The sequence below is a fragment of the Halalkaliarchaeum sp. AArc-GB genome (assembly GCF_031432225.1).
GTDB lineage: Archaea > Halobacteriota > Halobacteria > Halobacteriales > Haloferacaceae > Halalkaliarchaeum.
Genome location: NZ_JAVKGM010000001.1, coordinates 54,782 through 77,367, shown reverse-complemented (window position 1 = coordinate 77,367; position 22,586 = coordinate 54,782). Strand labels below are relative to the sequence as shown.

24 protein-coding genes are annotated in these 22,586 nt (G+C 64.0%); 11 read left to right on the top strand and 13 right to left on the bottom strand.

What is annotated here, in order from left to right; translation table 11 throughout:
* Positions 1 to 6 precede the first annotated feature (6 nt).
* Complete coding sequence (locus RH858_RS00420; protein WP_259533224.1) at positions 7 to 204, top strand: heavy-metal-associated domain-containing protein; 198 nt, start codon at positions 7 to 9, stop codon at positions 202 to 204.
* Between the two features lie 122 nt (positions 205 to 326).
* Positions 327 to 2,312: a 3-hydroxyacyl-CoA dehydrogenase NAD-binding domain-containing protein gene (locus tag RH858_RS00415; RefSeq protein WP_310560915.1), complete on the top strand. Its 1,986-nt coding sequence runs from the start codon at positions 327 to 329 to the stop codon at positions 2,310 to 2,312.
* Between the two features lie 255 nt (positions 2,313 to 2,567).
* Here the strand turns inward: RH858_RS00415 and RH858_RS00410 are convergent, their stop codons facing one another.
* From RH858_RS00410 to nth, 5 genes are all read right to left on the bottom strand, one after another.
* Complete coding sequence (locus RH858_RS00410; RefSeq protein ID WP_310560914.1) at positions 2,568 to 3,281, bottom strand: molybdopterin-binding protein; 714 nt, start codon at positions 3,279 to 3,281, stop codon at positions 2,568 to 2,570.
* An 85-nt stretch (positions 3,282 to 3,366) separates the two neighbouring features.
* Positions 3,367 to 4,176 carry a DUF5803 family protein gene (locus tag RH858_RS00405; protein WP_259533221.1) on the bottom strand — a complete coding sequence of 270 codons (810 nt, stop codon included), beginning with the start codon at positions 4,174 to 4,176 and terminating at the stop codon, positions 3,367 to 3,369.
* Positions 4,173 to 4,841 carry a DUF2110 family protein gene (locus tag RH858_RS00400; RefSeq protein WP_259533220.1) on the bottom strand — a complete coding sequence of 223 codons (669 nt, stop codon included), beginning with the start codon at positions 4,839 to 4,841 and terminating at the stop codon, positions 4,173 to 4,175. The genes RH858_RS00405 and RH858_RS00400 overlap by 4 nt, the downstream gene beginning before the upstream one ends.
* Positions 4,841 to 5,365 carry a transcription factor gene (locus RH858_RS00395; protein ID WP_259533219.1) on the bottom strand — a complete coding sequence of 175 codons (525 nt, stop codon included), beginning with the start codon at positions 5,363 to 5,365 and terminating at the stop codon, positions 4,841 to 4,843. The genes RH858_RS00400 and RH858_RS00395 overlap by 1 nt, the downstream gene beginning before the upstream one ends.
* Before the next feature lie 87 nt (positions 5,366 to 5,452).
* A complete protein-coding gene (nth, locus tag RH858_RS00390; RefSeq protein WP_259533218.1) occupies positions 5,453 to 6,139 on the bottom strand; it encodes an endonuclease III in 687 nt (228 codons plus the stop codon).
* A 95-nt stretch (positions 6,140 to 6,234) separates the two neighbouring features.
* On the opposite strand from nth, the gene RH858_RS00385 reads away from it, so the two are divergent.
* Positions 6,235 to 6,594, top strand: a complete 360-nt coding sequence (locus tag RH858_RS00385; RefSeq protein WP_259533217.1) for a hypothetical protein — start codon at positions 6,235 to 6,237, stop codon at positions 6,592 to 6,594.
* Between the two features lie 58 nt (positions 6,595 to 6,652).
* On the opposite strand, the gene RH858_RS00380 is transcribed toward RH858_RS00385, so the two are convergent.
* Genes RH858_RS00380 through RH858_RS00370 form a run of 3 tightly spaced genes read right to left on the bottom strand, consistent with a single transcriptional unit; the run spans position 6,653 to position 8,263 of the window.
* The gene (locus RH858_RS00380) at positions 6,653 to 7,081 is read right to left on the bottom strand and encodes a hypothetical protein (protein ID WP_259533216.1); all 429 of its coding nucleotides are present in this window, start codon (positions 7,079 to 7,081) and stop codon (positions 6,653 to 6,655) included.
* 14 nt (positions 7,082 to 7,095) lie between these two features.
* A complete protein-coding gene (locus RH858_RS00375; RefSeq protein ID WP_259533215.1) occupies positions 7,096 to 7,476 on the bottom strand; it encodes a 30S ribosomal protein S6e in 381 nt (126 codons plus the stop codon).
* A 55-nt stretch (positions 7,477 to 7,531) separates the two neighbouring features.
* The gene (locus tag RH858_RS00370) at positions 7,532 to 8,263 is read right to left on the bottom strand and encodes a lipoate--protein ligase family protein (RefSeq protein ID WP_259533214.1); all 732 of its coding nucleotides are present in this window, start codon (positions 8,261 to 8,263) and stop codon (positions 7,532 to 7,534) included.
* A 95-nt stretch (positions 8,264 to 8,358) separates the two neighbouring features.
* On the opposite strand from RH858_RS00370, the gene RH858_RS00365 reads away from it, so the two are divergent.
* Positions 8,359 to 9,321 (top strand): hypothetical protein, encoded by a 963-nt coding sequence (locus RH858_RS00365; RefSeq protein ID WP_259533213.1) that lies wholly within the window; start codon positions 8,359 to 8,361, stop codon positions 9,319 to 9,321.
* A 32-nt stretch (positions 9,322 to 9,353) separates the two neighbouring features.
* On the opposite strand, the gene RH858_RS00360 is transcribed toward RH858_RS00365, so the two are convergent.
* Positions 9,354 to 9,737 carry a hypothetical protein gene (locus RH858_RS00360; RefSeq protein ID WP_310560913.1) on the bottom strand — a complete coding sequence of 128 codons (384 nt, stop codon included), beginning with the start codon at positions 9,735 to 9,737 and terminating at the stop codon, positions 9,354 to 9,356.
* A 65-nt stretch (positions 9,738 to 9,802) separates the two neighbouring features.
* A complete protein-coding gene (locus tag RH858_RS00355) occupies positions 9,803 to 10,279 on the bottom strand; it encodes a deoxyuridine 5'-triphosphate nucleotidohydrolase (protein WP_310560912.1) in 477 nt (158 codons plus the stop codon).
* A 144-nt stretch (positions 10,280 to 10,423) separates the two neighbouring features.
* Between RH858_RS00355 and RH858_RS00350 the strand changes: the two genes are divergently transcribed.
* Positions 10,424 to 11,200 (top strand): hypothetical protein, encoded by a 777-nt coding sequence (locus RH858_RS00350; protein WP_310560911.1) that lies wholly within the window; start codon positions 10,424 to 10,426, stop codon positions 11,198 to 11,200.
* A gap of 81 nt (positions 11,201 to 11,281) precedes the next feature.
* On the opposite strand, the gene RH858_RS00345 is transcribed toward RH858_RS00350, so the two are convergent.
* Genes RH858_RS00345 through RH858_RS00335 form a run of 3 tightly spaced genes read right to left on the bottom strand, consistent with a single transcriptional unit; the run spans position 11,282 to position 14,836 of the window.
* Complete coding sequence (locus RH858_RS00345; RefSeq protein WP_310560910.1) at positions 11,282 to 12,565, bottom strand: oligopeptide/dipeptide ABC transporter ATP-binding protein; 1,284 nt, start codon at positions 12,563 to 12,565, stop codon at positions 11,282 to 11,284.
* Positions 12,558 to 13,628 carry an ABC transporter ATP-binding protein gene (locus RH858_RS00340; RefSeq protein ID WP_310560909.1) on the bottom strand — a complete coding sequence of 357 codons (1,071 nt, stop codon included), beginning with the start codon at positions 13,626 to 13,628 and terminating at the stop codon, positions 12,558 to 12,560. Before RH858_RS00340 ends, RH858_RS00345 begins: the two co-directional genes overlap by 8 nt.
* Positions 13,625 to 14,836, bottom strand: coding sequence for an ABC transporter permease (locus tag RH858_RS00335; protein WP_259533207.1), 1,212 nt, complete (start codon positions 14,834 to 14,836; stop codon positions 13,625 to 13,627). Before RH858_RS00335 ends, RH858_RS00340 begins: the two co-directional genes overlap by 4 nt.
* Positions 14,837 to 15,021: 185 nt before the next feature.
* On the opposite strand from RH858_RS00335, the gene RH858_RS00330 reads away from it, so the two are divergent.
* The 6 genes from RH858_RS00330 (at position 15,022) to RH858_RS00305 (ending at position 22,543) form a co-directional block, all read left to right on the top strand.
* Positions 15,022 to 15,966 (top strand): ABC transporter permease, encoded by a 945-nt coding sequence (locus tag RH858_RS00330; protein WP_310560908.1) that lies wholly within the window; start codon positions 15,022 to 15,024, stop codon positions 15,964 to 15,966.
* Positions 15,967 to 16,106: 140 nt separating this feature from the next.
* Positions 16,107 to 18,056, top strand: coding sequence for an ABC transporter substrate-binding protein (locus RH858_RS00325; RefSeq protein ID WP_310560907.1), 1,950 nt, complete (start codon positions 16,107 to 16,109; stop codon positions 18,054 to 18,056).
* A gap of 46 nt (positions 18,057 to 18,102) precedes the next feature.
* Complete coding sequence (locus tag RH858_RS00320; RefSeq protein ID WP_259533204.1) at positions 18,103 to 19,059, top strand: ABC transporter permease; 957 nt, start codon at positions 18,103 to 18,105, stop codon at positions 19,057 to 19,059.
* Complete coding sequence (locus RH858_RS00315) at positions 19,052 to 20,101, top strand: ABC transporter permease (RefSeq protein WP_259533203.1); 1,050 nt, start codon at positions 19,052 to 19,054, stop codon at positions 20,099 to 20,101. The genes RH858_RS00320 and RH858_RS00315 overlap by 8 nt, the downstream gene beginning before the upstream one ends.
* Positions 20,101 to 21,177: an ABC transporter ATP-binding protein gene (locus RH858_RS00310; protein ID WP_259533202.1), complete on the top strand. Its 1,077-nt coding sequence runs from the start codon at positions 20,101 to 20,103 to the stop codon at positions 21,175 to 21,177. Before RH858_RS00315 ends, RH858_RS00310 begins: the two co-directional genes overlap by 1 nt.
* A complete protein-coding gene (locus RH858_RS00305; RefSeq protein WP_303650960.1) occupies positions 21,170 to 22,543 on the top strand; it encodes an oligopeptide/dipeptide ABC transporter ATP-binding protein in 1,374 nt (457 codons plus the stop codon). The genes RH858_RS00310 and RH858_RS00305 overlap by 8 nt, the downstream gene beginning before the upstream one ends.
* The last annotated feature ends 43 nt before the right edge of the window (positions 22,544 to 22,586 follow it).

The window sequence follows — 22,586 nt, the reverse complement described above, 5'->3', positions numbered from 1 at the left end:
TCCTGTATGTCTACGACACTCACCGTGTCCGGAATGGCGTGTGATGGCTGTGAAGAGGCGGTCGTCGAAGCGCTCGAGGGCGTTTCGGGGGTCGAATCGGCGAGCGCCGATCACGAGGCCGGTACCGCAACCGCAGAGGGGGACGCCGACCGCGGGGCCCTCGTGGCCGCAGTCGAGGACGCCGGCTACGAAGTCGAGGCCTGATCGAGGCCTGTCGCCAACTCGAGGCCGAGGCCTGCCTGTTTCTTTCGGAGGAATAAACTCGACACCAGTTGTTCGTTCGTAAGATAGAAACGTTCAACCGGCGCCGCTTCGACGCGTCGGACATGAAGCTCGACGACGTCGAACACGTCACGGTACTCGGTGCGGGGAACATGGGACACGGCATCGCGGAGGTTGCGGCGCTGGCCGGCTACGACGTTCGGATGCGGGACATCAAAGCGGAGTTCGTCGAGGACGGCTACGAACAGATCGAGTGGAGTCTGGGCAAACTCGCAGAGAAGGATCGGATCTCCGAGGACGACGCCGAGGCAGCACTGGACCGCGTAACCCCGCTCGTGGATCTCGAGGAGGCAGTCGAGGACGCGGACGTCGTCATCGAGGCGGTCCCCGAGAAGATGGAGATCAAACGGGACGTCTACGAGGAACTCGAGGAGTACGCGCCGGATCACACGGTGTTCACCTCGAACACCTCGAGCCTGTCGATCACGGACCTCTCGGAGGTCACAGAACGCCCAGAGCGGTTCTGCGGGATGCACTTTTTCAACCCGCCGGTTCGGATGGAGCTGGTCGAGGTCATCTCGGGAGCTCACACGGACGAGGAGACGCTGGAGCTGATCGAGGAGCTGGCGGAAGCGATGGACAAGACGCCAGTGCGGGTCCGAAAGGACAGTCCCGGGTTCATCGTCAACCGCGTGCTCGTCCCGCTGATGAACGAGGCGGCCTGGATCGTCGAGATGGGTGATGCGACCGTCGCCGAGGTCGACTCTACGACCAAGTTCGACATCGGCCTCCCGATGGGTGCATTCGAGCTCGCAGACCAGGTCGGAATCGACGTGGGCTACCACGTACTCGAGTATATGCACGACCAGCTCGGGGACGCATACGAACCGTGCCCGGTCCTCGTCGAGAAGGTGGAAGCCGAGGAGCTTGGAAAGAAGACCGGGTCCGGGTTTTACGACTACGAGGACGGCGGTGCGGACGTCCCGACCGGCGAGGGTGACGATGACGTTCGGCTGCGACTGCTCGCAGTGATGGCAAACGAGGTCGCCGGGCTCGTCGAAAACGACGTGGCGGATCCGCCGGCGATCGACCGGGCGGTGATGCTCGGTGCCGGCTTCCCCGACGGCCCAGCGAAGATGGCCGACGACGCGGGGATCGAGACGCTCGTGGAGACACTCGAGGAGCTGTACGACCGCACTGGTGCCGCCCGATACGAGCCCGAAGCGTGTCTCACCGATCTGGCCGAATCCGGCGGAACGTTCCACGGCGAGGACGAGGGCGACTCCGAAGGCGAGGGGGACGTGTTCGACTTCGAGGCGATTTCCGTCGAGATCCAAGACCGAGTCGGTCACGTCCAGCTTTCGCGGCCACACCGGATGAACACGATCAGCGACGAACTGCTCGAGGAACTTTCGTCGGCGATCGACGAACTTGAGGAGCACGAAGAGGTGCGAGCGATCCTCCTTACAGGTGAAGGCGACCGCGCGTTCTCGGCGGGTGCCGACGTACAGAGCATGGCTGCCGGCGGTGCGGACCCGATCGCAGGCGTCGAACTCTCCCGGAAGGGCCAGCAAACCTTCGGGAAGCTCGAGGCGTGTGACATGCCGGTCGTCGCTGGCATCGACGGCTACTGTCTCGGCGGGGGGATGGAGCTGGCAACGTGTGCGGACCTCCGGATCGCGACCGAGCGATCGGAACTCGGACAGCCGGAGCACAACCTCGGGCTGCTCCCCGGCTGGGGGGGTACCCAGCGCCTCAGCCACATCGTCGGCGAGGGGCGGGCCAAGGAGATCATCTTCACCGCCGAGCGCTACGACGCCGAGACGATGGAGGAGTACGGCTTCCTCAACGACGTCGTCGACAACGAGGAGTTCGACGATCGAGCATTCGAACTTGCCCGCGAGATGGCGAGTGGACCGCCGATCGCCCAGCGGTACACGAAACGCGCGATGCTGTACGGTCGAGAGGACACCGACGCCGGGCTCGAGATCGAGGCGCAGGCGTTCGGTCACCTCATGGCGACAGACGACCTGATGGAGGGAATCACCGCCTTCATGGGCGATTCAGAGCCGGAATTCGAGGGTAAATAGCTGCGGGCGGTGGTCCGAGTGCGCCTCACCGAAGCCACCGTGGTGTGATACCACCCGACGAACGAAATCATTTAATCCCGTCCGGAAAAACTCACGCGTATGCTCCCGGTTTTACTCCAGTCGGAACCGATACCGATCGCCGAAATGGGTGCGACGGTGCTTCTGGTGTCCCTGCTCGTCACCGCGATCTGGTTGATCTACCTGTATCGCTGATCCGACCGCCGACAGAGTCGTCGACGGCCCGGACTCTCTCGACTACGTCGTCTCGGAGACTTCCGGGGAGTCGACGATCTCGATCCGGTTTCGCAGCCACGACGCCGCGTCGTCGAGGGTTTCCGGGTCGCGGGCGGTCACTTTCACTCTGACGTTTTCGCCGGGGTACGAGCCGACCGACACCCCGAACGTCTCCTGGAGAGTCACCATGAGGTCGATCAGTTCGCTCTCCGGCTGCGGCGTGGTGAGAAACGTCGTGTAGGTCCGTTCCCCGCTAAACTCGTCGGCGACGAGCCGGAACATCCCCTTCATTTCGGCGGGGACGCCCGGCAGGACGTAGACGGTTTCGACGACCGCTCCCGGTGCGACTCCCTCCTCGTTCGGTAGCATCCGCGCGCCTGCTGGCAGGTTGGTCGTCCCCGCGACGAGGTCGTCGGCGCTGTAGCCTCCGTGCTCTTCCAGCCACGCGAGCGCTCCCTCGTGTGGCTCGACCTCGCGGCCGAACGCCGCGGCGACCGCCTCCATCGTCACGTCGTCGTGCGTCGGACCGAGACCGCCGGTGGTGATCACGGCGTCGTATTCGGCGCGGTACTCGTTGACCACTCGGGCGATCTCTCCGACTTCGTCGGGGACAGTCGTCACCCGTCGCACACGCACCCCGCGTTCGGTCAACTGTCCACACAGCCACGTGGAGTTGGTGTCCTGGGTGTCACCGGCGAGCAGTTCGTCGCCCACGGTGACGATGGCTACGTCCATGTCTCACGGGACGGGCGTCGGGCACAAAAACGCGCGGTCCCTGACGGCCTGATCGACCCCCCTAACCGACGAGCGGGGTAACTGCTCACCGCAGCCCCGGCGGCGGTTCGTCGTCGTCATCGTACTCGTCGAGCTCCTCTTCGACGTCCAGTCCCATTTCCTTGCGGCGTTGCGTGAGTTCCTCGATCCGACGGCGGTAGTGAAGCAGTCCGACGACGGCGATCACGGCAGCGACGCCGAGCCCGGCGGCGAAGATCCACAGGTCGCGCTGGAGGTAAAACTGGACGATGACCCTGTCACCGGTGAAATCGTCCCAGATGATGTGCTGGCGGTCGCCCTGGATTTCCGTCTCGTAGCCGCGTGGTGCGACGTTCCCGAACAGGAAAAAGTCCATCCGGCGATCGGGGGGCAAGACCACTTCGAGGGTGCCCGAAACGGGTACCTGGGCGACGAACCGCTTTGGGGTACTCGAGGCCGTAAACGCCAGCTTGTCCGCCTCGCGATCCTCGGGGAACCGGACCCAGATCTCGTCGGGTGTCTGTTCGACCTCCCCACCGTGGGCCCGGAACGTCGACCCGTTGACGACGTCACCGTCGGCGTACTGGATCCGGAACGCGTGCAGGTCGATCGGTTCCTCGGTGCCGTATCCGGTCTCTCGGTGGAGACGAACTTCCTCCCTGTCGGTCACGTTGTAGACTGCCCGATAGTTCGCCTCGGTCGTCACGACGAGATAGCCGTCCCGATCGACGTCGAGATCGTACGGTTCGGCCGGCTCCCTGTCGAGCGTCTCGTCGTCAACCTCGCCCCCACCGGTTACGTAGGCAAGGCAGCCGGCGCTGACCGCCAGCAGGACGAGCACGACGACGGCAAGAAGCAGTCGACGTCGGACCGTCATGGAACGACACAGCGGAGTTCGGCGGGGAGATACCCGCCGATCGCCGCGAGGAGCCCCGGCGGGTCGGTGTCCTCTCTACAGACGATGCTCTGTTCGAGCAATCCCAGCCGCTCGACGGTGACGATGTCCTGGGCGTGTCCCGCCCGGTTTACTGTCGCCCGCACCTCGCCGCGGGTCGCGCTGTTTACGTTCACCCGGCCAGTGCCGCGACTCCAGTCGAACAGCCGATCGCGCTCGGCGTCTGCCAGCCTCGGCGGATCGCCGGCGACGAACCGCATCGGGAGATGCTGGACGAGCCCGTATCGCTTCACGAGCTGGGCCGGGGTCCCCGGCCCCAGGCCGAGTTCGTCGGCGGGCACCTCGATCGGGCGCCCGGAATCGAGGGTGAACCCCTCATCGTCCCACGATTCCAGCGTGCCGACGTACGTCTCTCCCGGCTCCATCTCTTCGGGAATCTCGCCCCATTCCTCAGCCAGAAGGTTCTCCGCGACAGTCGCGTCCGCTCCCTCGAACTCGACCTGGACGAAGTCGTCATCGCTCCTGACGCCAATCGTCCACTCGACGTCGAGTTCCCCGACCGCGTTGTCGACGAGCGCGTTCATCCCGTCTAACGCGCGGTCCCGGGCGTCGCCCGCGACGTAGCACTTCGTAGCGAGTACAACCATCAGCTCGTCACGTCGACGTTGAGTTCGTCCCGGAGTTCTTCACGTCGCCGGTCCATCGCGTCGATCAGGTGGTCGTTTTCCATCGAGTCCAGCGGCGATCCACATTCCGGGCACTCGAATCCGAATTCCATTGCCTCCCCGAACTCGAACCGGATCGAACACACCTCACAGAGGTAAAATTCGTGGTTGCGCTCGTACTCCTCACGCTCTTCGATCGCTTCGAGCAGCCGGTGCATCTCCTCTTCGAGGTTCTCCGGGATGTTCTCGTACTCGAAGGTCCACAGGTACGTGAGCCAGCCGGAGTCCTCGTCGCGAACGCGCCGGTAGGAGGCGAGGTCGTTCTCGTAGAGGATGAACAGCGCGCGTCGAACGTCGTTGAGTTCCAGATCGAGGCGCTCGGCGAGTTCCTCGTCGGTCACCTCGCCGTCCGGCGGTGCCGCGGCGACCGGCATCCCCGTCGGTCCCACGAGTTCGTGGAGGTATTTCTGGATGACGGGATCGTTCAAGAGCTCCTCAAAAGCCATTACGGCTACGTGGGTCCGGAACTCGTTTAAAAGCTCCGGATGCGGGCGGTCTTCCGCCCCCGGTTCGGACCGCGGTTGTCGACGTCCCTACGACCACTCTTCGCCAGAGGCGAGATCGACTCCGTTGTCCAGTTTCGAGGACGGACAGAGATCTTCCAGCACGCAGTCCTCGCAGTCGGGATTCCGGGCCGTACAGGTCGCCCGACCGTGGTCGATGAAGAGGTGTGTGAACTGCTGCCAGTTCTCTTTCGGGACGACGTCCATCAGGTCGTCCTCAATCGCCTCCGGACGCTGTTCGTCCGTCAACCCGAGACGCCGCGAGAGTCGCTGGACGTGGGTGTCGACGACGATTCCCTCAACGACGTCGTGACCGTGCTGGAGGACCACGTTTGCAGTCTTCCGACCGACGCCGGCCAGCTCCGTGAGCTCCGACATCGTATCGGGGACCTCGCCGTCGTGTTTCTCGACGATGTCTTGGGCTGCAGATCGCAGATACCCCGCCTTGTTGTTGTAGTACGTAATCGAGTTCAGTCGCTCGGCCAGTTCGTCCTGCGATACATTCGCGAAGTCCTCGGGCGACTCGTACTCCTCGAACAGTTCCGCAGTCGTCGCGTTCACCCGCTCGTCGGTACACTGCGCCGAAAGCACCACCGCAACGAGGAGCTCGAACCGACTCGAGTAGTTCAACGAGATCGTCGAGTCAGGATACGCGTCGAACAACCTGTCAAGCACTGCCGTCACCTGTTCTTCTCGCTCGTCCAGCGGGGTTCCCATGACCGGTGGTTTGTCACGAACGGAAAGAATCGTTCGGTTCCGGTTTTCGTCTCGCTGTCGAATTGTTTTACTATCTCGCAAAAACTGGATCTACCGTGTCTCGCTCGCGTCGCTCCCGTGCCCGTCCGATATACAATCGCCGTTCAGACGAGTTCTACTGGCTGTGGATCGTCGCCACGGCGGCGTACGGTGTCGGGGACGTCGTGACGACCATCGCGCTCGTTTACTTCGTCCCGCACCTGAGTGAGGGGAACCCGATCGTGCGCCTCGCGATGGACACCTTCGGTCTGTGGGGTCTCGTCGCGGCAAAGCTCGTTGCGTTCCTGGTGATGGTGTGGATCAGCTATCTGGGGGCCCGGGACGGCGACGCTGTGCTGTACTACTTCCCGCCGGCGCTGCTCACAGTGGTCGGCGTGACGGTCACGGCCGTAAATCTCAGGTTGCTATTCGCCTGACTGGGGGCGACTGTCGCGGACAGAATCATCAGTTCTTCGCCGGGAGTCGAACTGCCGGTCACCCGTCGAGGTCGCGGGCGATGTCAGCGAGGGAGGATCTGGGGCCCTGGCTGACGGAGTATACGGTCCGACTCCCGGGAACCCTGAGTCCGTAGAGGTCACCGGCGACGACCTCGTCGAATTCGAGGGCGTCACCGGGTTGCTTGCCGACGTTTTCCAGCCAGGTCTGGAGTTCGTTCTCGCCCTCGCCCGGCGTCCGCGCCAGGCGACGGTTTCGGTACGCCCCCCGAAGGAGTGGACCGTTCGCGTCGACGTGGACTCGGGCGTGGTAGGTGGTTCGGTCGAGAACGAGCCTGACGATGTCGCCGTCAGTGACGTCGACCGCATCCCCGAGCCGAACGCAGGGGCGTCGCGTTCCGCCGAAACGGTCGACGGTGGCCCGGGTCGTCGACACCGCGTCGGCGTCGGAGGGGAGCCGGTCTTGCATCTCCAGTGTGAGGCTTACTCCGTCTCGAACGCCGCTGCGACGTCGCCGTCGCCGTCGACGACTTTCACGTTGATCTGGGCTGTCTCGTCGCTCACTTCGCGGCCCCGAACGGTGACCCGTTTGCGCTCGCCGTCGCGGTTCGGCTTGTAGCCGACGCCGCCTTCGAGCAGCAGTTCTTTGAGACCCGAGCCGGAGACGTCGGTGCGCATCGGACGGCCCGACACGTCGGACCCGCCTGTCAGTTCAAGGGTGAAGCCGTCGAGGCCGACGGCGGCGCCGTCGACCTCCTCGCCCAGCTCTCGACCGATGAATCGGTTCGCGTCCTGTCCGTCCACTTCCGCCTGATACGTCTTGCCGCTTTCGGGGTCAGCGACGACGACTTTGAATTCGGCCATACCACGAGAACGCTCCCGGGCAATAAAAAGAACGTCGAAACGAACGTCCGGGCGGCTACCGGTCGATTCGTTCGACGACGGACTGACGCCCGTCCACGAACGCCGACTCCATCTCGGCGACCACCGCTTCCGGATCGTCGTTCCCGCCGGCCGCTTTTACCGATCCGAGCGCGTCGGGATCGAACGAGAGGTCCAGCCGATCGTACACCGCCGCGAGCACCTTCCGTAGTTCGGCCGTGTCCTCGATCACTACGACACCGGAGACGAGTGCGCTTGCTGTTCCAATGCGCTGTGCGATCCCCGCGATCTTCCCGCCCGTCTCGACCCCCTCGTGATCCGATCCGTTCAGGTCTCGAACCGCACGCAACGAGTGATCGCCGGGGCAAAACGCCCCCGTGGGCTCGCCGAGACGAACGTTCGCGCCGGTCGATTCTAGTGCGTCCTGGAGTCGGTCGATCGCCCAGTCGTATCGCGTCGAGAGCCCGCGACGGGGGTCGGACAGCGGAACAGCGTAGGCGAACGCGGCAGTGGTGGTGCCGTCGTACGCGACGGCCCGCCCGCCGACACTCCGTTCGACCGGGGGAAATCCCCTGCTGCGTGCGGCCGCTTTTGCCGCGTCGTATCCGGGTTCGTTGGCGTCGCGGCGACCGAACGCTAGCTGTCTGGGCGGCCTCCAGACTCGGATCCACGGCTCTCCCCGTTCTGCGGCGATCTCCAGGAGCCGCTCTGCGAGTTCCCGATCGGCTTCGATTCCGGCAGGGCACCCGCGGACGACGTGTACTGCCACGTCCGACACGACGTAGCCGAAACGGAAAACGACACCGGCGTCGTCGCTTGCCCACGTGACGACGCCCCTTTGTCCGACCGGATCCAACGGCACCCATGGACGCCGAACAGACCACGGGCGGCCGGGCGGCCACCGACGCCGACCCGATCGTCCGGCTCCCCGCCGATCTCCTGTATCGGTATCGGCGGTTCTCGCTTTACAACTCCCCGTATCCGGCCCACGATTGCGGTCGCGCGATCGACCTGTATCCCGACACTGAAACAGCACGATCGCCGGTCGCCGGGGAGGTCCTCGACACGAAGACGGTCGGCTGTCCGGACAGGCCGTACGCCGTCGATTGTGATCACCTGATCGTAATCCGGGTCGAGGGGGAACCGGCCGACGCCGACGGTCTGTTCGCCCGGATTCTCCACGTCGATCCAGCGGTCGCTCCCGGGGACCGGATAGCGGTCGGCGATCCGATCGGACACCTCGTCAGATCTGGGTTCTTCGGTCCGTGGGTCGACAACCACATCCATCTGGGATTTCGTCCGCCGGACCGGAACCCATTTCGTGCGCGGGGATCGCTTCCGGTCATCGTGGCGGCGGCCGTCGAGGGAATCGACTGGGACGGGACCGGAACTGTCGTCGAGACGGGACGCACCTACGCCGTGCTGGACGCGCCGACCCATCCCGCCCCCGGGGCCGAGTTCGTTGCGATCGCCGACGACGACGGCCGGCCGCTGGACGGCGGTTTGACCCATTACGAGGGCGGCGGTGTGCTCGATGGGCCGGTCGACGACGGTAAATTGGAACCGCCAGACGTCAGTGAAACGGAGTCGGTCGTAAAACTGCTCGGAACGCGGATCGGCACGGCGACCGGACGGACCATACGCTGGCGGGACGTCGACGTCCTCGCGGACGAAACCAGGATCGTCGGACTCTCGCTTTTCGCCGCCCGTGACGCCGAGTACGGCGCCAAACTGATTACCCGGAACGCCTCCTTCGAGGTCGGACAGGAGGTTTCGGTCGCGATCCGTCCCAGCGAGGATCCGATTCGTCTCGGTCCCGGCCACTAGTGTCTGCACCGGTGGACCGACGCGGTGAACACTCAGCCGTCGAACCGGATCCCGTCGTCGACCAGCCGGTAGTTTCGCTCGCGATCGAGTTCCTCCGCGAGCCACTCCTCCTGGTACAGTTGTGCGATCAGCTCCGCGTACAGGTTCCGCCACGCCATCGCGTAGATCGGGGACTGGCCCCACGCCCTGAGTTCGGGGACGAACTCGTCGTACCGTTCCATCCGGGATTCCATGTGTTCGATCGCGTCGACGACGTAGCTGGCGGCCTCGCCGGGATCGTCGGCTTCGTCGATCGCGTCGTTGATCCGGCGCTCGATCCCGTCGACGGCCCGGTGTATGTCCATCTCCGCGGCGTCTTCTTCCTCGGGAAGCGATTCGAGCACGCCACGCGGTACGCCGAGTGAGACGTGTTCCATATCGGACCGGTCGACCGGACGGAACCTAAAAGAGTCGGTCCCGTTCGCTCCGGTCGGGGAACCGATCACAGCCGTTCGCCCTGATACTCTCCCTCGTAGACGCCCTCGTGGTCGGCGGCCGCGAGAACGAACTGGCCGATGCGTGAACCCCGCTCGATCTCGATTTCGTGGCCGACCTGCAGCAGGCCCTCGCCGACCCCCTCGTATCCGGCGTCCCACACCGCCGTGTTCAACATCGCGCTGTTGCGCATGAGCGACGAGCGGGGATAGATGAAGCCGACGTGCGAGTCGGGAACTCGGACGACTTCCCCGTATTCGGCGATGTAGTTCCCGGGTTCGAGGCGGAACGTCCCATCCGTCGGATCGAGCTCGCGCCTGTCGCCGACCCTTTTCCCGTCCCGGCCGATTCGTCCCGGTGTGGTCTGCTCGTAGACCGTCCCCAGCGTGAGATCGACGCCGTTCGGCTGCACCTGCTCGGCCGTCAGTGGTTCGTCGTTCGCCTTCCGGAGCCGTTTCGCGACGAACTTCCCTGACCTGAACATACCGGCTCTGTCGCGCCCGGGAATAAAACGCTGCTGTCGTGTCGTCGGGAAGCTCTCGAGAGGCCGGGTCCGTCCGGACCTGCAAGTTTCGTTCCTGATAACCTGGCCGTGCCTTTGATAACCCCTCCCCGTAGACGTCACCCTGTGAGCGGGACGAGGGTCGACAACCGGGGGGTAAGCGAGGCGCTGAGCTTCGTTCTCGTGTTCGCGCTGGTGATCGGTTCGATCGCGATCGTCTACACCGTTGGGCTGGGTGGGCTCCAGGACGCCAGAGATCACGAGCGGATCAACAACGCCGAACGGGCATTCGAGGTGCTCGGAGAGAACCTCGACGACATCGTCCTGGACGGGGCACCGAGCCGATCGACGCAGATCCGTATGTCCGACGCGACGCTTTCGGTCGAGGATTCGACGCACATCGAACTCACCGGAATCGATAACGACACCGGGGTGGAGTACACGTACGCCCCACAGCAGGTCCGTTCCATTGCCTTCGAATCAGGCGACAGCACCGTCAGTTACTCCGCCGGCGCAGTCGTTCGCAGCGACGGCGACGGTGGTGGCGTGATGGTTCGCGAGCCTCCGTTCCTGTTCGAGGACGACCGCGTCGTGATCCCGGTTGTCCGCCTCTCGTCGGGCGGATCCGTCGCCGTGAGCGGCGATCAGGTCGTTCAGGTCCGGACCGAACGGGTCCTCAGACAAAACGATCCCGTCAACGACACCTCGTTCGATCGCGTGGCGGTAAACGTCTCGACGGTCAACCCGGGAGCATGGAGCAGATACATGCAGGACAGCGGACTGGACTGTGCCGAACCCGAACCGGGAGCCGGCGAGGGTGGGCTCACGCTGGTGTCGTGTGAGTACGACGACGTAGAGCAGCTCCGTGTCGTCGTGATATGGATCGACGTCGCCTTCGAGTGAAGGGCGGCCGGATCGGTTCTTCCGTCGCTACGTTCGGTTCCGTCGCTACGTTCGGTTCCGTCGCTACGTTCGGTTCCGTCGCTACGTTCGGTCGGTTTCGTTCCAGGGCAGCGGATCGGCGTCGGCTTCGGGATCGTATCGATGACACCGAACCGACTGGCCATCGAGATCGACCGTTGCGGGATCTTCGCGTTCACAGACGGTCGGGAACGCATCGGCGAGCAGTTCACTTGCCGAATCGACGTCGCCATTCGCGACCGCTTCGCTGGCCTCCGCGACCGCCCGTTCGGCTGCGGGATCCGAAAGCGTCGGCTGGATTCCGAACACCTCGCGGACCGTTTCCGACGTCAGTGGCTCTCCAGATTGATCCGGCGCGATCGGTTCGGGGAGTTCGCCGGTTTCGACGGTGAACCGGAGCGCCGCGATCGCCCGCCATTGTGCAGGGGTGACGTCGACGTTTCCCGGCGGGATCACCTCGGGGCACCGGGTGTGGAACCGACAGCCGTCGGGTGGGTTCGCCGGCTCCGGCACGGTGTCGGTCAGCGGTTGTTCGAGCTCCCGCTGTCCGGGGTCGAGGCTCGGGACCGATCCGAGCAGCACGCGGGTGTACGGATGCGCCGGCGAGTCGAGTACTTCCGCTACGGACCCCTTTTCGACAATCTCTCCGAGATACATCACCGCGATACGATCACAGAACCGGCGCACGACGTCGATGTCGTGACTGATGAAAAGCACTGCAATGTCGAACTCCCGCCGGATCTCGTCCAGCAGGGCGAGCACGTCCGACTGGACCCGGCCGTCGAGTGCACTGGTGGGCTCGTCGGCGACGATTAGATCCGGATTCACGACGAGCGCACGGGCGATCGCGATCCGCTGTTTCTCGCCGCCGGAGAACGCGTGGGGGTAGCGGTCGACGTCGGCGGCGGACAGCCCCACGCGTTCGAGCACGTCGGCGACGATCTCCCGTCGACGGTCGGAATCGTCCATGCCGTGCAGGCGGAGCGGCTCCGCTACCGCCTCTCCGACGGTCATCCTGGGGCTGAACGCCTCGTTCGGATCCTGGACGATGAGCTGTGCCCGTCGCCGGAACGATCGAAGCTGTTCCCCGGCGAGTTCCTCGATCGGGGTTCCCTCGAACCTGACCTCCCCACCGGTCGGCTCCTCGAGCCGGAGGATCGACAGTGCAGTCGTGGATTTCCCGCAGCCGGACTCGCCGACGAGCCCGAGTGCCTCGCCGCGGTCGATCCGGAAGGTCACGCCGTCGACGGCGCGAACCCGACCGACCTCGCGACGCAGCCACCCCTCCCTGATCGGGTAGTGCTTCTCCAGCCCGTCGACACCGAGCACTGGCGGCTCGTCACTCATCGGCCGACCCTCCGTTGGCTGCCTCGGGTTCCCCGCCCGGGCTGGCTGCCCTCGCATCCGCGAGAATCGGATCCGGATCCCGTCCGGACGCGTAATGGACACACGAGACCACGTGCGTGCTGTTGTCCCCTGCGGGATACGTCGTGGGCTGTGTTCCACCCTCGCAGGCGTCGACGGCGTGGGGACACTCTTGTCTGAACCGACAGCCGTCCGTCGGGATCTCGTCGCGCGCGGACCGTTCCCCCCGGCGGTCCAGTCCGTCGTAACTTTCGAACAACGCCTGCGTGTACGGATGTGATGGGCGTTCGAACACCGACTCTACCGGTCCCTGTTCCATCACCGTGCCGCCGAACATCACGACGACCCGATCCGCCAGGGCGGCGACCACCCGGAGATCGTGTGTGACCAAAAGCAGCGACATGCCGCCCCCGGTCAGCCCTCTGAGCAGTTCGATGAGGCGGGCCTGCACGGTGACGTCGACGGCGGTCGTCGGTTCGTCGGCGATCAAAAGCTCCGGATCGGCCGCGAGACCGATCGCGATTGCGACCCGCTGAGCCATCCCGCCGGAGAACTCGTGTGGGTAGTCGTTGACCCGTTTGCTCGCCCGCGGGATCCCGACTCGCCTCAGGAGGTCGACGGCACGATTGCGGGTCGCAGCGTCGTTGGCTGCACCGTGGATCGTCATCGCCTCCACGAGTTGCTCTCCGACGGTGTACACTGGGTCGAGTGCTTGCTGAGGGTTCTGGAACACGTGCGAGATCCGGTTTCCACGAACCGACCGCAGCGTCGAATCGTCGACGTCCAGTAGCGACAGTCCGTCGAACTCGACGGTTCCGCCGACGATCTCGGCCGGCGGCTGCGGCACGATCCCGGTGAGCGACTCGCAGGTGACGCTTTTCCCGCTACCGGATTCGCCGACCAGACAGACGGTTTCCCCGTAGTCGACGGTGAAACTCACTCCGTCTACCGCGTGGACGGTGTTCCCGTCGGCGTGGATGTGCGTGCGGAGGTTTTCGACCGAAAGGAGCGGTTTGCTCCCGTTTTCGGAGGGTTCGTCGGTCATCGTCCCGCCCTCCGCCGGGGATCCATCGCGTCCCTGAGCTCGTCGCCGACGAGCTTGAGCGAGAGGATCGTCGCCGTCAACGCCAGCGCCGGAAGCGTCGCCACCCACCAGATCATGTACGCGGGGTGTTCGGCCCTGGTCTGCATCCCTGCGGCGACCTCCGCGTTGATCCCTTCGCTTATTGTCCCGCCCCACGAGTACGTCTGCAGCTCGTGGTAGCCGAGGAAGGCGACGCCTGCCTCGAACAGTACGAGCAGCGCGAGCAACTGGAACACCGCCGGGACCAGGGTGTTCGTCACGTTCGGCAGAATGTGGCGCTTGGCGAGATACGTCCCGGACGCTCCGAGACTCCGGGCAACGAGGACGTGGCCGTCCTCGCGACGCTGTAACACTTCGCTGCGAACCAGTCTCGCGATGCCGCCCCAGCTGAGCAGCCCGAACGCGAGCAATAACACGAGCAACGACGGGCCCCAGTAGGTGTACCCGATGAAATACAGCACGATCGCGGGGATGGACAGCTGGACGTCGACGTACGACATCAGCAGACTGTCGACGGCGCCACCGCGAAGTCCGGCGATTACGCCCACGGCTGCCGCCGCAGGAATCACGAACACCGCGGTGATGGCCATCACGTACACCGCGACCCGCGCACCGGAGGCAACCAGGTATCCCATCGGATGGCCTCGCTCGTTCGTTCCGAGCGGATACGTCCACGTTCCATGGCATTGCTGGTCGAAGATTTCGCCGGTCACGGCGCCGAGACACTCGACGCCCGTGACCTGGCTGGTAAATCCGACCGGCGGATGAAACGCGTGTTGAAAGGCGAGCCCCGGGTTCGGAAAGACCAGTGGGGCGAGAAAACCGATCGCCACCAACAGCAGGAGGTAGCCGCCGGCAAGCTTCGTCGATAGTTTGGCACCGACGCCCTCCAGGAACTGCCTCGCGGTAGCTCGATGCTGTACTGCGGGAACGATACCGTACGCGACGAGTGTCACCAACGCAAGGAGGAACACCCAGTCGACCGGCTCGGCTCGCCACTCGCCGATCGTGTATACGTGGGCATACATGACGTCGTAAAGGTACAGTAGTGCGACGAGCGTAACGCCGGTCAGAAGGGTAATACGCTGAGGGGTAACGATTCGTCTCGATCGTTGCAACTGTGACCAGTCGACTGTCTCGAACCGGGGAGGGTCGTCGTTGTCGCTCATGGAGGGCACCTCTTTCGGGACCAGTTATCGTGGCACGTGGATGGGTTTTCACGAACGTGCCATAACCGTTACGTTTTTGAGATCGACCGTCGGTAACCAGATTGTATGCCCTCCATGGTCCCTGTCAGCTCCCGACGAGCACCGAAAGCTGTCGTCTACAGGATCCTGACGCGGAGTGATCGCTCGTGAGCGTCGTCCGACTTTTCCTCCAGCGCATCGCGCTCGGAGCCGTTGCAGCGTGGGCTGTTATGACTGCCGTGTTCGTCGGCTTTACGATGACGGACGACTGGGTCAAACAGGGGTTGGAGGGGCAGCTCAGATTGGCCGGCATCACCGGCGAGGAACTCGAGGCTCGTCTAGATGCATATCTCGCGGATAGAGGTCTCGACAGACCGGTATGGGAGCAGTACGTCGACTGGATGGGGGACATGATGACGCTATCGTGGGGCGAGTCGTTAGTGACCGGCGAGCCCGTCCTCGAACTCGTCGGCGCTGCGGTACTGCGGACTGGGATGTACGTCGTCCCGGCGATCGTTTTCGGGCTCTCGATCGGGATGCTGGTCGGTCTGTATGCGGCCTTGAATCCGGAAAGCCGGTTCGCAAACGGCGGCCGGGGAACCGCGTACCTGGTTTTTGCGTTGCCGAGCTTCTGGATCGGCGGCATGTTCGTTTCGCTGCTGGAGGGCGACGTGATCTCACGGTCGCCGGTGGTTTTCGACCACGCACTCCCGATCGGTCTCGCCACCGCAGCAATTCTTGGCGGATACGTGAGCTATACGCGAGCGTACGCGATCGAACACGCGTCTGCAGACTTCATCACGCTGGTGAAAGCGAAGGGTGCTGGGCCAGTTCTCGTCGCGAAACACGTGGTACGCAACGCCGCAGTCCCGCTGTTCTCGATGCTGTTTACCGAAGCGCTCGCGTTGCTCGTTCTCGCAGTGTTCATGATCGAAGTGCTGTTCGCGATCGACGGGTTCGGACTGCTGTTCCTCGAGGCCATACAGAACCGTGATCTCCCGGTTCTTCTGGGAAGCACGATCGTGGTCATCGGTTTCGGAGTTGTCGGGAACATCATTCAGGACCTCTCGTACAGCTATCTGGATCCCCGCGTCGACGCCGGATCCCGGTGATCTGTACCGGCCGAATCTGGACACGGATGTAAAAAATTGCTCAAAACTGAATCATAGTTTTACTCTGACAGATATTTACCGCCCGACGGCAGCGGGATCAAAGCAGTACATATTTTAGTAGGGATCCCGCAATTCTGGCCATGGTACAGGATACCGAGATATCCAGTCCACGTATTAACCGAAGACGAGTCCTCCAGAGTGTCGGCGCAGCGGGCGTCGTCGGCCTGGCCGGCTGTCTCGAAGGCGACGAGCCTGCCGAAGAAGACGACACGGGTATCGGCGAGGAAGACGTCGATCCCGGCGCGATCGTCGAGGGTGGTACCCTTCGCGTCGGCATCGGTGCCAACGCCGACTCGTTCGACGGCCCGTACAGTACCGACACGACGTCGACGCTGGTCCAGAGTCTCATCTTCGAGACGCTGACCGCCACTGACAGCGAGGGGAACCTCTATCCGTGGCTCGCAGAGGACTTCGAGGTCGCCGAAACGCAAGACATCCAGCGCACCGACTACGAGCCGTACATGCGGACGGTCGAAGCTGTCGAAGAGGGTGCACTTCCGATCGACGAGCAGGAAATCATCCGCCATCCCGAGGACGCCGTCCCCGAGGAGGGTGACGAGGTCCGAACGCTGCTGTTCGAAGACGCCGCCGACGCCGTCGACGACGGCGTCTTCGGCATGCGGATCCGATACAACCTTCGTGAGGGCGTCGAGTTCCACAACGGCGAGGAGATGACCGCAGAGGACGTCATCGCCTCCTACGACAGGCTGAAGCTGTCCGACAACGCCGCACAGTACTTCGACTCGACGCTGTACTACGAGGCGATCGACGAATACACTGTCGACATCTACGGTCAGCTCCCCGACGCCGAAGGCGCACGGGAGCTGCCGCCGATGTACGTGTATCCCAAGGAACTGGCCGAACTTCCACCGAACGACCTCGATCCCCGACAGGGTAACGAGCCGATCGGTACCGGCCCGTACGTGTTCGACGAGATGGAGGACGAGCAGTACGTCGAGTACGAGAAGAACGACAACTACTGGGTCGAGGAGATGGGCGTCGACTCGCTCGACTGGTTCGAAGGTGACGACGACTTCCCGGACGGGCCGGTCATCGACCGGATCGAACTGGAGATCATTCCGGACGACGCGACCCGTTCTGGCGCGCTGCAAAACGACGAGATCGACGTGACGACGGGCCTGACCCGGGCAACGCTCGACGACTTCGACGCCTCCGAGGACTTCGAGGTCGCCGGCGTCGAAACCGGCGGCTACGAGTACTTCCAGCCGCCGATCCGGGTCGAGCCGTGGGACGACCAGCGGCTCCGGCAGGCGTTCAACCACCTCGTGCCCCGCGAGTCCATCGTCGAGAACGTCCTGGCGGGCTGGGCCCGTCCGGCGTGGACGATGATCCCCGAACTCGCGCAAGGTGCCGGGACGACCGACGCCCAGGCGCTCGAAGAAGAGCTCCGCCCGTACAACGAATACGATCCCGAGCAGGCTGAAGAACTCGCCCAGGAAGTGTTCGACGAGTACGGCATCGAAGCGCCCCTCGAGGTAACTCTCGAGGTCAACGCCGACAACGACGACCGTGTCCAGATGGTCGAGCTCGTCGCCGAGTCGATGGAACAGACCGGCCTGTTCGAGACTGAAATCGAGACGTTCGAGTGGACAACCTACGTCGCTCGGGTCCTCGATCCGGAGTACGCGGAGCGTGGCGTCATCGGCTGCATCGGCCTGTCCGGCACGTTCAACCCGCACAGCTTCTGTGACGCGCTGCATCACAGCAGTAACCACGGTGCGTGTTGTAACCTGAGCGGCGTCAGCTTCGACTGGCTCGACGAGATGCTTGACAACGCCAGGTACGGCGCCGACGTCGCCGAAGACGCGGACCTCCGCCGCGAGCGGTACGACGAGATCTGGCGGGAACTCGAGGAGCTTGCAGCCAGTGCGATCACGCACTTCGACCTGCAGACCTCCGTCCGCCACGAGAGCGTGAAGGGCTGGGGGCAGTTCCCGTTCCACGAGGGCTACCTGAACTACGCCCTGTTCGCGCCGCAGGACGAACAAGTTATTTACATCGACGAATAAGCCCTCGCCGTGCTGCCGGTCGATCGGCAGCAACTCCTCCCACACGATGAGCTTACGACGATTTATACTCAAGCGGTTTCTGGCGATCATCCCGATACTGTTCGGTGTGTCGGTGATCACGTTCGCACTCGTGCATTATACGCCCGGGGACCCCGTCCAGCAGATGGTCGGGTTAAACCCCGACATGACGGCCGCCGAAGAGCAGGCGATCCGGCGGCGGTACGGCCTCCACCGGCCGGCCCACGAGCAGTACTTCCACTGGATTGCGAACGTGTTACAGGGTGATTTCGGCCAGGTGTACAGTTCGGGCCGTGACGTCGGCTCCATCGTCCTGATGCGGCTCCCCGAGACGATCGCGCTGGGCATCTTTGGCTGGGTGTTCGCGCTGGGGATCGCGATCCCGACGGGTATCTATGCGGCAGTCAAAAAGGACCAGCTGGGCGACACCGTCAGCCGGTTCCTGGCGCTTTCGGGCATTTCGATCCCGAACTTCTGGCTCGGGCTGATGTTGATCCTGTTTTTCGCGTTGATCCTGGATCTCTGGCCCGTGTTGCCGCCCTCTCGACAGCCGCTGTACAGCCCGGAGATGCTGTGGTATCTCATCCTTCCGGGCGTCACCGTCGGGACGGCGTCGGCGGCGGCGATCATGCGCGTGATGCGCACGTCGATGGCCGAAGAGATGAACAAAGACTACGTGACGGCAGCCCGGGCGAAAGGGCTCCCCGAACGCAAGGTCGTGTTGAAACACGTGCTCCGCAACTCGCTCATCTCCGTCGTGACGCTCGCGGCGCTTCTCACGGCGGGCATCGTCAGCGGATCGATCGTCGTCGAGGTCGTGTTCAACTGGCCCGGGCTCGGCCGGGAGTTCATCAACGCCCTGACGCAAAACGAGATCGACCTCATCATGGCGATCACGCTCGTGACGGGCGTCGCGATCATCATCGCGAACCTGGTTGCGGACATCATGTACGCAGTACTCGATCCGAGGATCAGATATGACTGACAGATCTCACTCACAGCGCGGTCGGATTCAAGTCACCGGGTTCGACCCGGAGCGGGTAACCGAGCGGGAGCGGATCTCCGACTGGACGGGCGAAATACAGGCGGAGACCGAAACCCGTTGGGTTCGCGCGTACAAGCGGTTCATGCGGAACCGCTCGGCGCTGATCGGGCTCGCGATCGTTCTGCTCATGAGCCTTGCGGCGTTTCTCGCTCGCCCGATCGCGGTCTGGGGCGTCACGATCCAGCCGTTCGCCCTCGCGCCGTACGATCCGACGACCATCCTCTACCTGACCGAAGACCCCAGCGTCAGCGTGTACGACTGGCCGTCCACTGACTACTGGATGGGGGTCGACGGGAGCGGGCGCGACCTGTTCTCCCGGATCCTCTTTGGCGGCCGATACAGCATTTCGATCGGGTTCGTCGTGGTCATGCTGACCGCCAGCGTCGGGATGGTGTACGGAAGCATCTCCGGCTACTACGGCGGCTGGGTCGACGAGATAATGATGCGGATCGTCGACACGATCTACGCGTTCCCCGGGATCGTCCTGGCGCTGATCATCGTGACGATCTTCGGCGGCGGCTACTGGCAGCTCGTGGCGGCGTTCTCGCTGTTCGGCTGGAACGGCTACGCCCGCATCATGCGCGGGGAGGTGCTGTCTGTCAAGGAAAGCGAGTACGTGAAGGCGGCGAAGGCGCTGGGCGCCCGCGACAGGCGGGTGATCATGCGTCACGTGCTGCCGAACGCGATGGCGGAGGTGCTCGTCGTCGCCTCGCTCAACATCGGCGTCGTCGTGATCGGCGTCGCCGCGCTCGGCTTCCTCGGGCTGGGCATGCCGCCCGGCACCGCCGAGTGGGGAACCATGCTCGACCAGACCCGGGAGACGCTGATCCAGGGTCCGGGCGGCCGGATCCCCTGGCATGCGACCGTCTTCCCCGGGCTGGCGATCTTCGTGTTCGTGATGTCGATGAACATGATCGGTGACGGAATCAACGACGCCCTGGACGCACAGGAGACCAGCGTCACTGCTGGAGGTGCCCAGTAATGGCGCTACTGGAAGTCAACGACCTCACGGTTCGCTTCTACACCCAGGAAGGGGCCGTCACCGCGGTCGACAACCTCTCGTACCGGATCGAACGGGGCGAGAAGTTCGGTGTCGTCGGCGAGTCGGGTGCCGGCAAAAGCGTGAGCGCGCTTTCGCTGATGCGGTTGATCGACAATCCCGGACAGATCGAGAGCGGCGAGATCCTGTTTAAAGGGGAGAACCTCCTCGAGATGTCCGAATCCGAGGTTCGGAAGATTCGTGGCAACGACATCGCAATGATCTTCCAGGACGCACAGACCGCGTTGAACCCGGTGTACACGGTCGGCGATCAGATCGGGGAAGCGGTCAGACACCACCTCGGCTACAGCGAGGAGGAGGCCCGCGAACGGACGATACAGTTGCTCGACAGGGTCGGAATCCCCGAAGCAGAGACGCGGTACTCCGATTACCCCCACGAGTTCTCCGGCGGGATGCAACAGCGTGCGATCATCGCGATGGCGTTGTCGTGTGACCCGGAACTCATCATCGCCGACGAACCCACGACGGCGCTGGACGTGACGATCGAGACGAAGATCCTCAACCTCATCGAGGAACTCGCCGACGACATGGGGACAGCGGTACAGCTCATCACCCACGACCTCGGCGTCATCGCGGAGTTCTGCGACCGAGTGATGGTGATGTACGCGGGCAAGCCCGTAGAGAAGGCGCCCGTCGAGGACCTCTACTACGATCCGAAGCATCCGTACACTGTGGGACTGATGAGTTCGATCCCGCGGATCGGCGACAAGCGCGATCGTCTACAGACGATCCCGGGAACCATGCCGGACCTCATCGAACTGCCCCCCGGCTGTAGCTTCCACCCTCGGTGTCCGTTCGCCGAGGAGGCGTGTGCCCGAACGGAGCCGAGTCTGTTGGATCCCGAGACCGGCGAGCGGACGACGGTCGACTCCGAGCGTGGGGCGGCGTGTCTCGAGTACTCGGGCGACCTCTCCGAGGGGCTCGACTACGATATCGTCGTTCGGGACGAAACGTCGGATCCGACCGCCGCCGCAACCGGAGGTGAAAGCGATGAGTAGCGACGAGCCGATCGTTCGGGTCGAGAACCTCGAAAAGTACTACGACACGAGCGAAGGGTTCCTCGACACGCTGCTGGGGGAGTCCCAGAAGGTGAAGGCGGTCGACGACGTCAGTTTCGAGCTTCAGGAGGGGGAAACCCTGGGCGTCGTCGGCGAATCCGGCTGCGGGAAGTCGACGCTTGGACAGACGATGATACGGCTGATCGAGCCGACGGGTGGCTCGATCTACTACCGCGATACGGATCTCACGGAGCTTTCCAGCAGTGGACTCCGGGACATCCGGAAGAACATCCAGTACATCTTCCAGGATCCGTACTCGAGCTTGAACCCCCGGATGACCGTCGGAGACATCATCCGGGAGCCGTTGGAGATCCACTCGATCGGCGAAACGGAGGACCGCGAGGATCGGGTGTACGAGCTGCTCGACACGGTCGGTCTCAATCCGAGCCACGCGAACCGGTACCCCCACGAGTTCTCCGGCGGCCAGAAGCAGCGCATCGGGATCGCCCGCGCGCTGGCGGTGGACCCGGAAGTCGTCATCTGTGACGAGCCGGTGAGCGCCCTGGACGTGAGCGTCCAGGCGCAGATCCTCAACCTCCTCGAGGATCTCCAAGAACAGTTCGACCTCTCGTACGTGTTCATCGCGCACGACCTCAGCGTCGTCGAGCACATCTCCGACCGGGTCGCCGTGATGTATCTCGGCAAGGTCGCCGAGATCGGCCCGACCGAGAGCGTGTACGCGCCGCCGTATCATCCGTACACGGAGGCGCTTTTGTCGGCGATCCCGGAGCCCGATCCGCTCTGGGAGGGCGAACAGATCTTCCTCCGCGGGGCGGTCCCATCGCCGATCGATCCGCCGACGGGGTGTCGGTTCCACACCCGGTGTCCCCGGGTCATCCAGCCGGACGCGATCGACGTCGAACAGGAGCACTGGCGCTCGCTGCTCAACCTCAAGCAGCGTGCCCGATCGGCGGATTCGATACACGCGGTGACCGCTGTCGAAGAAGGCGAGGCAGGGTCGGGATTCGAAAGTTACGAGGAACTGCCCCAGAAGGAACTCGAACGCCTCGTCCGGGAGGAATTCGAACTTCCCGAGCGGCTTTCGGATTCGACAGTCGAGGAGGCGCTCACGCGATACGTCAGGACGGTCCACGAGGACGGACTCGAGGAGGGGGCCGCGGTCATCGCTGAGGACCTCACCACCCCCTGCGAAGAGACGGTTCCACCGCTTGCGGAGACGGAATCCGGCCACCGGATCGCGTGTCTGCTCTACGACGACGGCTACCCTGGCACGCCGCCCGAGTTCGCTCCCGGTGCCGTCGGAACGAGCGGATCCGACGCCGACGACGCCGTCGCGGATGACTAACACCGACGCGGACGACTAACACCGACGCGGACGACTAACGCCG

Excerpts from the sequence above, each read along its gene's own strand:
- RH858_RS00360 (WP_310560913.1), bottom strand. The coding sequence starts at position 9,737 with ATGGAACACGTCTCACTCGGCGTACCGCGTGGCGTGCTCGAATCGCTT.
- RH858_RS00305 (WP_303650960.1), top strand. The coding sequence starts at position 21,170 with ATGAGTAGCGACGAGCCGATCGTTCGGGTCGAGAACCTCGAAAAGTAC.
- RH858_RS00365 (WP_259533213.1), top strand. The coding sequence starts at position 8,359 with ATGGACGCCGAACAGACCACGGGCGGCCGGGCGGCCACCGACGCCGAC.
- RH858_RS00320 (WP_259533204.1), top strand. The coding sequence starts at position 18,103 with ATGAGCTTACGACGATTTATACTCAAGCGGTTTCTGGCGATCATCCCG.
- RH858_RS00410 (WP_310560914.1), bottom strand. The coding sequence starts at position 3,281 with ATGGACGTAGCCATCGTCACCGTGGGCGACGAACTGCTCGCCGGTGAC.
- RH858_RS00345 (WP_310560910.1), bottom strand. The coding sequence starts at position 12,565 with ATGAGTGACGAGCCGCCAGTGCTCGGTGTCGACGGGCTGGAGAAGCAC.
- RH858_RS00315 (WP_259533203.1), top strand. The coding sequence starts at position 19,052 with ATGACTGACAGATCTCACTCACAGCGCGGTCGGATTCAAGTCACCGGG.
- RH858_RS00405 (WP_259533221.1), bottom strand. The coding sequence starts at position 4,176 with ATGACGGTCCGACGTCGACTGCTTCTTGCCGTCGTCGTGCTCGTCCTG.
- RH858_RS00375 (WP_259533215.1), bottom strand. The coding sequence starts at position 7,476 with ATGGCCGAATTCAAAGTCGTCGTCGCTGACCCCGAAAGCGGCAAGACG.
- nth (WP_259533218.1), bottom strand. The coding sequence starts at position 6,139 with ATGGGAACCCCGCTGGACGAGCGAGAAGAACAGGTGACGGCAGTGCTT.
- RH858_RS00395 (WP_259533219.1), bottom strand. The coding sequence starts at position 5,365 with ATGGCTTTTGAGGAGCTCTTGAACGATCCCGTCATCCAGAAATACCTC.
- RH858_RS00340 (WP_310560909.1), bottom strand. The coding sequence starts at position 13,628 with ATGACCGACGAACCCTCCGAAAACGGGAGCAAACCGCTCCTTTCGGTC.
- RH858_RS00380 (WP_259533216.1), bottom strand. The coding sequence starts at position 7,081 with ATGCAAGACCGGCTCCCCTCCGACGCCGACGCGGTGTCGACGACCCGG.
- RH858_RS00335 (WP_259533207.1), bottom strand. The coding sequence starts at position 14,836 with ATGAGCGACAACGACGACCCTCCCCGGTTCGAGACAGTCGACTGGTCA.
- RH858_RS00310 (WP_259533202.1), top strand. The coding sequence starts at position 20,101 with ATGGCGCTACTGGAAGTCAACGACCTCACGGTTCGCTTCTACACCCAG.
- RH858_RS00400 (WP_259533220.1), bottom strand. The coding sequence starts at position 4,841 with ATGGTTGTACTCGCTACGAAGTGCTACGTCGCGGGCGACGCCCGGGAC.
- RH858_RS00325 (WP_310560907.1), top strand. The coding sequence starts at position 16,107 with ATGGTACAGGATACCGAGATATCCAGTCCACGTATTAACCGAAGACGA.
- RH858_RS00415 (WP_310560915.1), top strand. The coding sequence starts at position 327 with ATGAAGCTCGACGACGTCGAACACGTCACGGTACTCGGTGCGGGGAAC.
- RH858_RS00420 (WP_259533224.1), top strand. The coding sequence starts at position 7 with ATGTCTACGACACTCACCGTGTCCGGAATGGCGTGTGATGGCTGTGAA.
- RH858_RS00355 (WP_310560912.1), bottom strand. The coding sequence starts at position 10,279 with ATGTTCAGGTCAGGGAAGTTCGTCGCGAAACGGCTCCGGAAGGCGAAC.